Annotated in this window: 10 protein-coding genes; all 10 read left to right on the forward strand. The window is 60.7% G+C overall.

Annotated elements, in window-relative coordinates; all coding sequences use genetic code 11:
* Positions 1 to 138: 138 nt before the first annotated feature.
* The 10 genes from HB676_RS26930 to HB676_RS26975 all read left to right on the forward strand — a co-directional run bounded on the left by HB676_RS26930 (position 139) and on the right by HB676_RS26975 (position 6,183).
* Positions 139 to 348 (forward strand): hypothetical protein, encoded by a 210-nt coding sequence (locus tag HB676_RS26930; protein WP_213741507.1) that lies wholly within the window; start codon positions 139 to 141, stop codon positions 346 to 348.
* Positions 349 to 362: 14 nt separating this feature from the next.
* Positions 363 to 1,028: a response regulator gene (locus tag HB676_RS26935; protein WP_213741523.1), complete on the forward strand. Its 666-nt coding sequence runs from the start codon at positions 363 to 365 to the stop codon at positions 1,026 to 1,028.
* Between the two features lie 175 nt (positions 1,029 to 1,203).
* A complete protein-coding gene (locus HB676_RS26940) occupies positions 1,204 to 1,593 on the forward strand; it encodes a response regulator (RefSeq protein ID WP_213741508.1) in 390 nt (129 codons plus the stop codon).
* 261 nt (positions 1,594 to 1,854) lie between these two features.
* Complete coding sequence (locus HB676_RS26945; RefSeq protein ID WP_213741509.1) at positions 1,855 to 2,091, forward strand: hypothetical protein; 237 nt, start codon at positions 1,855 to 1,857, stop codon at positions 2,089 to 2,091.
* The gene (locus tag HB676_RS26950) at positions 2,078 to 2,263 is read left to right on the forward strand and encodes a hypothetical protein (RefSeq protein ID WP_213741510.1); all 186 of its coding nucleotides are present in this window, start codon (positions 2,078 to 2,080) and stop codon (positions 2,261 to 2,263) included. Before HB676_RS26945 ends, HB676_RS26950 begins: the two co-directional genes overlap by 14 nt.
* Positions 2,264 to 2,557: 294 nt before the next feature.
* Positions 2,558 to 4,276: an amidohydrolase gene (locus HB676_RS26955; RefSeq protein WP_249780487.1), complete on the forward strand. Its 1,719-nt coding sequence runs from the start codon at positions 2,558 to 2,560 to the stop codon at positions 4,274 to 4,276.
* 320 nt (positions 4,277 to 4,596) lie between these two features.
* Positions 4,597 to 5,061, forward strand: coding sequence for a hypothetical protein (locus tag HB676_RS26960; RefSeq protein WP_213741511.1), 465 nt, complete (start codon positions 4,597 to 4,599; stop codon positions 5,059 to 5,061).
* Between the two features lie 2 nt (positions 5,062 to 5,063).
* A complete protein-coding gene (locus HB676_RS26965) occupies positions 5,064 to 5,378 on the forward strand; it encodes a hypothetical protein (RefSeq protein WP_213741512.1) in 315 nt (104 codons plus the stop codon).
* Positions 5,379 to 5,425: 47 nt separating this feature from the next.
* The gene (locus HB676_RS26970; RefSeq protein ID WP_213741513.1) at positions 5,426 to 5,824 is read left to right on the forward strand and encodes a hypothetical protein; all 399 of its coding nucleotides are present in this window, start codon (positions 5,426 to 5,428) and stop codon (positions 5,822 to 5,824) included.
* A gap of 110 nt (positions 5,825 to 5,934) precedes the next feature.
* The gene (locus HB676_RS26975) at positions 5,935 to 6,183 is read left to right on the forward strand and encodes a hypothetical protein (protein WP_213741514.1); all 249 of its coding nucleotides are present in this window, start codon (positions 5,935 to 5,937) and stop codon (positions 6,181 to 6,183) included.
* Positions 6,184 to 6,279: the final 96 nt, after the last annotated feature.

A 6,279-nucleotide genomic window follows, 5' to 3' on the forward strand; every position in this document is an offset into this window, starting at 1 on the left:
TGCTGGGGCGCATGGCCTTTATCAAAGCTGTGCCCGTGAGGCCGGTTCATTTCGGTGAACCGGCGCTTTTCGTCTTTTGAATTCTTCCCCCTCTGCACGCCCTCGCGAAGGCGTGCGGCATGCATTGGGTTTTTTACAATGTCTGTTTCGAAAATTGTGTTGGACTGCTCGGTCGAATGCGCGCGCCTCGCGCGCCAGTGTAGCGACGAGAGGACCGCGTCCGCGTTGTTTGCGATGTCGGCGCGTCTGTTGTCGGCGGCTAATCGTGACGCCGAACTGCTGATGGACGAAGTGGATCAGGACGCGGGGCAGCACTCACTTCCGCTCGTGATGGCAGGCCGGACATGAACTCGCAAAAAATGATGCTGGCTCAATCGAACTTCCTCGGCGGCACCCAGGACGTGCCCCGCGACCGCGTCTCACGCGGCGAGATCTTCGTGATGGATGAAGATGTGGCGATGCGCGAAACTTTGTCGATCGCGTTGCAGGAAGAGGGCTATGACGTGGTCTGCTTCGCCGATGGCGCCGCGTTGCTGGCGCTGGCGCGCGAGCGCACGCCGGTCTGCATGTTCATCGAGGTGCGCAACCCCGATCAGGCCGGCCTCGATATTCTGAAAAAACTGCGCGCGGAAGATTATCCGGCGCCGGTCTTTATCATTTCGGGCCATGGCGATATTCCGATGGCGGTGGCTGCGATCCGCCATGGCGCGCTCGACTTCATCGAAAAGCCGTTCCGCAGCACCGACGTCGTGGCGCGGCTCAAGGCGGCGATGGGCGAGCTGTCGCGCTGGCAGCAGGCCGAGATCCGTTCGAAATCTCCCGTGCTGCAGTTTCCGGGCTGCGAACCCTTGACCCGGCGCGAGCAGCAAGTGCTGGAACGGCTGGCGGCCGGCGTCTCCAACAAGGAAGCCGCGCGCCAGCTCGGATTAAGCGCGCGCACGGTCGAGGGTCACAGGGCCAACATCATGCGGAAAGTCGGCGTCAAGAACGCTGCCCAACTGTTTCGCCGGATTCTCGGCGAGCGCTGAAGCGCCGGCGAACGCTGACGCGCCGCGCACATCGGGTTATCCCTGCGTTTTCGCAGGAAATCGCCCCGGAACCCCCTTATGTTCATTTTTGAACATAAGCCCGGAACGAATTCGCCCATCGTCACTTACCCTCCCGGGGACTGCGCCGCAGCGATGCGGCAAGGGGGAGAGTATCTTGGACGATCTGGTTGTGATTTTGGTGGTCGAAGACGATCAGGCGATTCAGGGTCTGATCGAAGAAGCGCTCAGCGATGGCGGATTTGAGATCACCATCGCCTCGTCCGGCGAGCAGGCCGTCGAACTCCTGAGCGACGCAAATCCGCAATTTCGCGCGCTCGTCACCGATATCAATCTCGGGCGGGACCGGATGGATGGATGGGACGTGGCCCGGCAGGCCCGGGAGAGCAGGCCCGACATGCCCATCATCTATATGACCGGCGACAGCGCCGACGAATGGGCCTCCAAGGGCGTTCCGAACAGCATCCTGCTCACCAAGCCGTTCGCGCCGGCGCAACTGGTGACGGCGGTTGCGCAGCTTCTCAATACGGGCACGCCGACGACATAGGCAAAATCGCGTGCGCCCGAGCGCACGCGGCTCATCGAATTCCAATTCAGAATCATACTCAGGCTAATCCTGCAGCCGGCGTCATCCCTTTGGGCGATGCTGTGTCGGCGGTCTCGTGCGATCACGGCAGATGACTGCGGGCCGATCACCATACAGGTGACGCCGGCGATCACCATCAGGTGAGATGTGAGGCATTTCACAGCCGTGCCGGGGCAATCGGGGCATGGAGGGGTGTCGCTACACACCCGAGGAGTTTCAACGATGAAACACGCCTCCTTCCATATCGCCGAAACCGTTTCGTCCGAGACAGTCCTTCGCGCTCAAAAGACCATTCGCAGGAATTTTTTCGCCGGGATTTTCGCCGCCCTGCATCTTTCGCGGCGGGCGCAGGCACAACGCGTTCTGCGGCAATACCGGGATCTGGTTGCCGATCCCAAAGATACTGATTTGCACAATTTGAATAAAACGATTGGAGCCAATAAAAATGCCGGTGAATGAACGGTCCTTATCCCGAAAATCATCGATCAGATTACCGGTACTGAGCGAAACCGCGCTGATCGCAATCATCGCGGTGGCATTTCTGGCGCTTCATATTCTGGCGGGCGTGATCTTCCTGAAGACATCAACGGCGACGCCGCAGCAGGAAGCCGTTCCCGCGCTGTACGATTAGGGCTGTTTCCATTTTTCGTGACGGCGCTTCGCGGCATCCTCTGGATGAAGTGTGAGCCTGCTCCAGGTTTCGAACCATGAGGGTCTGAGATCCTTGCACGGGCCTCATCCTGAGGGGCCGCGAAGCGGCGTCTCGAAGGATGGCGATAGACTGTGGCCCGATGGTTCGAGACGGCGCAAGAGCGCCTCCTCACCATGAGGGTTCTGAGATACTTGCACGGACCTCATCCTGAGGAACGGCCGCTTGGCCGCGTCTCGAAGGATGAGGTCGGAGCAAGCTTCGCGGCCTCTCGGGATGCGTGACGAGAGCCACGCGGTGTGGCACCATCGCGACATGCGTCTCAATAAATCTCTCGCGCGTTGCTGCGTTGCTCTCGCCATGGTCATGTTCGGCTTCGCCGCGCCGGCATGGGCAAACCCCGCCGATATCCTGCTGGTCAACGGCAAGATCATCACCCTCGATGCGACCTCATCCGTTCACGGGGCGCTGGCGATCGAGGGCGGGCGCATTGCCGCAACCGGCAGCAATGAGGCAATGCGCAAGCAGGCGGGGCCGGCGACCAAAATCATCGATCTCGGCGGCCGCACGGTAATCCCCGGCCTGATCGATTCCCACATCCACGCCATTCGCGCTGGCTTTCGCTACGCCACCGAAGTGCATTGGGACGGCGCGACCGACATTAAAGAGGCGATGGAACGGCTGCGCGTCGCCGCTGCGCAGACAAAACCCGGTTCATGGCTGATCGTGGCCGGCGGCTGGACCGCGCGGCAATTTCGCGAATTGCGCCGGCCAACTGAAACTGAGATCAACGTGGTGGCGGGCGAGCATCCCGTCTATATCCAGTTGTTTTACGGATCGATGCTGCTCAATGCCCGGGGGCGCGAACTGCTCGGCATCGGATCCGAGGAAGATCTGCTCGGCGCGAAATACGATCGCGACACCGGCTGGATCACCGGGCCGGCTTCGCTGATCACCTCGACCTATGCGCGCCTGCCCAAGCCCGACATGGATCAGGCGATCGACGGCACGCGGCGCTTCCTGCGCGAATTGAGCGGGCTTGGCATCACCGGCGTGATCGATCCCGGCGGGCACAATCTCGACCCCGAGGATTATGCGGCGTTGTTTGCGCTGTGGCGCGAACATGCGCTTCCGCTGCGCGTGGTCTACAGCATCTGCGCGCAGCGCCCGGGCAAGGAGCTGGAAGACTTTCAGGCTTTCACGCGCTTCCTGCCGATGGGCACCGGCGACGACTGGCTGCGTTTCAACGGCATCGGCGAAACCGTGACGTTTGGCATGTACAACAACGAGACGCCGACTGAAGCCAACAAGGAAGAGTTTTATCGCGTCGCGCGCTGGGCTGCTTCGCAGGGCATGACGCTAACGGTGCACTGGAACAACGAAGCCTCGGTGCATCATCTGCTCGATGTGTTCGAGCGGGTGAATCGCGAAATCCCGCTGGCGAAATTGCGCTGGTCGATCGCGCATCTGCATGACGCCTCGGATTCATCGCTGCAACGCATGAAGGCGCTCGGCGTTGGCTGGCTGATGCAGGATGGGCTGTATTTTGCAGCACCTTCCTATATCGCCGAGCGCGGGCCGGATCAGATGAGCCACACGCCGCCGATCGTGTCGGCATTGAAGCTGGAAATTCCCGTCGGCGGCGGCACCGATGCGAACCGGGTGATGGTGCCAAATCCGTTCGTGTCGCTGCGCTGGATGCTCGATGGCCGCACCGTCGACGGCATCGCGACGCGCGGGCCACAGGAAATCCCGAGCCGCGAGGCGGCGCTGCGGCTCTATACGATAGGAAGTGCCTGGTTTGCCCATGACGACAACAGGCGCGGGCGGTTGATGCCGGGAATGCTCGCGGACCTTGCAGTGCTCAGCGACGACTATTTCAGCGTTGAGTTGTCGCGCGTCGCGCAGATCCATTCGGTGCTGACGATGGTGGGTGGCAAGGTGGTCTTTGCTGCGGCGCCGTTCGCGGAGTTGGAAGCGGGGCGAGGGCAGTGAGTCGTGATGCTCGTCATTCCGGGGCATCGCGCAGCGATGAGCCCGGAATCTGGAGGACGCGACCCGCACGATTTCACATCGTGAAATTTTTTGAGATGCGATCCAACCTCTCGAGATTCCCCGATGTGCAATTGCACATCGTGGCTCGATGCTGCGCATCGCCCCGGAATGACCGTGATGGAGCGTCGATTGTTTCGCATCGTCAACATCACTCCAGAATCTTTCTAATTCTAAACTCTCCCGGATCGCTGCTCTTGCATTCTGCGTCCGCTATGTGTCTCTAGACACAACCGCCGCAGAGCGTGCGTGGGGAGCAAACTATGATTATGTATCTTATTCTGTTGCATGGCCTGCTTGCGGTCGTGCTGCTGGGGGGAATTACCCATCAGGCGGTGGCCGTGGCGTGGCCGTCCCGAAGCAAATCCGGCATCGCCAATTCGTATCGCGCCACCAACAGCTCGGTCTATACCAACGCCAACATCGTGCTGTATCTGGCCACCGCGATCCTCGGCGGCATCATCTATCCGGTCTACCGGGTCGGGGTGCGCTCGTTTCTGGAGAACGCGCGGTTGTTCGCGGCGACCGGCTCGTTCGAACTTAAAGAACAATTCGTCGCGGTCGGCGTCGGCATGCTGCCGCTGTACTGGCTATTGTGGAACCGGCCGCTGGAAGACGGCGCCAAACCGGCCCGCATCGCGGTGACACTGATTCTATGCGCCATCACCTGGTACGGCTTCCTGGTCGGCCACGTCCTCAACAACATCAGGGGCTTGTTCGGGCTATGAAGATGGAAAAAACCTTCCCGGTCTTTGCCGCGTCCTTTGCCATCATTTATGAGCTGGCCGTCTACTTCAACTGGGCGCTGTTCACCTATCACCCCAAGATCAACGAATGGCAGTTCCTGGCGCAGCCCGCCAAGAACGGCCCGCCGATGTACTGGTATGGCTGGCTCGTCACTTCGTTACTTGGTGCGATCGCTGTAAGCTTGGTAAGCTACCCCATCGTCCGCCGCGCCTCGACGCAATTCTGGCTCGGCTGGGTGGTTCCGATCGTGGTCGGGGTGATCTTCCTCTATCTCTTCCGCAGTTTCTTTCTGCACTGAGAAGGGGCCCCGCCGGCGATCGCCAGCGCCGAAGGGAATGGGTTGATATGTTGCGATGCAAATTCGCCGTTTCGCTGGCGCTCCTGATGGCTTTTGCGATGAGTTGCGCTGATGTCGGGAGTGCGCGCGCGGGTGAAGCCCTCGGCGAACGTGACGAAGCCGATGTCGGGCCCTATTTCTTTGGCGACGCCCATGAGGTCGGCACGTACAAGTTGCTGCAGAACGTGCGGGTGACGGTCGAATACAACGGCCGGCGGATGCTGATCAACACCAATTCGGACGGCCATTTCAAGCTTCCGAGTTTCGGCGCGGACACGGTCGCCGATGACGTCACGGTTTCCTGCACCAAGACCGGCTATCGCACCGTCGATATTTCCCGGCGCCGGATGGCCAATGACGGCGATGCGCCGGTTTCAGTCGATTGCCTGCTGGAGCCGGCGCCGTAATCCTTCAGGCCTCCCAACAATCTTCGGGTGAAACCAGTGCATGCGGCACTTGATCGCGCGGCGTTTTCGCGGTCAAATTCGGCTCCGAGCAGATCGGATGGGAGAACGACATGATCAGAAACATCGTATTTGCGGTAATTATTGCTACCTTTGCCGGCGGCGCGGCCTTCGCGCAGGAAACCTGCGAGAGCAAGGCGGTCGGCAAGGACGGCAAGGCGCTGGCCGGCGCGGCCAAGACATCCTTCATGAAGAAGTGCATGGCCGATAGCTGCGCCACCAAGGCGGTCAGCTCGGAGGGCAAGCCGCTGTCCGGTGCTGCGAAAAACAGCTTCATGGCGAAATGCGAAAAGGGCGCGTAAGGCCCCGCAAACCGACATCAGGGGCCGCCTCGTTGGGGCGGCCTCTTTGTTTTGAGGGTAGCTTGTCGCCAGGATGAGCTATCGGCTACTTGCTCC

It is taken from the genome of Bradyrhizobium sp. dw_411, assembly GCF_018449695.1.
Lineage (GTDB): Bacteria > Pseudomonadota > Alphaproteobacteria > Rhizobiales > Xanthobacteraceae > Bradyrhizobium.

Bases quoted from the DNA above. Each gene is read 5' to 3' on its own strand.
- HB676_RS26955 (WP_249780487.1), top strand. From the start codon at position 2,558: ATGCGTGACGAGAGCCACGCGGTGTGGCACCATCGCGACATGCGTCTC.
- HB676_RS26930 (WP_213741507.1), top strand. From the start codon at position 139: ATGTCTGTTTCGAAAATTGTGTTGGACTGCTCGGTCGAATGCGCGCGC.
- HB676_RS26950 (WP_213741510.1), top strand. From the start codon at position 2,078: ATGCCGGTGAATGAACGGTCCTTATCCCGAAAATCATCGATCAGATTA.
- HB676_RS26960 (WP_213741511.1), top strand. From the start codon at position 4,597: ATGATTATGTATCTTATTCTGTTGCATGGCCTGCTTGCGGTCGTGCTG.
- HB676_RS26965 (WP_213741512.1), top strand. From the start codon at position 5,064: ATGGAAAAAACCTTCCCGGTCTTTGCCGCGTCCTTTGCCATCATTTAT.
- HB676_RS26945 (WP_213741509.1), top strand. From the start codon at position 1,855: ATGAAACACGCCTCCTTCCATATCGCCGAAACCGTTTCGTCCGAGACA.
- HB676_RS26970 (WP_213741513.1), top strand. From the start codon at position 5,426: ATGTTGCGATGCAAATTCGCCGTTTCGCTGGCGCTCCTGATGGCTTTT.
- HB676_RS26935 (WP_213741523.1), top strand. From the start codon at position 363: ATGCTGGCTCAATCGAACTTCCTCGGCGGCACCCAGGACGTGCCCCGC.
- HB676_RS26975 (WP_213741514.1), top strand. From the start codon at position 5,935: ATGATCAGAAACATCGTATTTGCGGTAATTATTGCTACCTTTGCCGGC.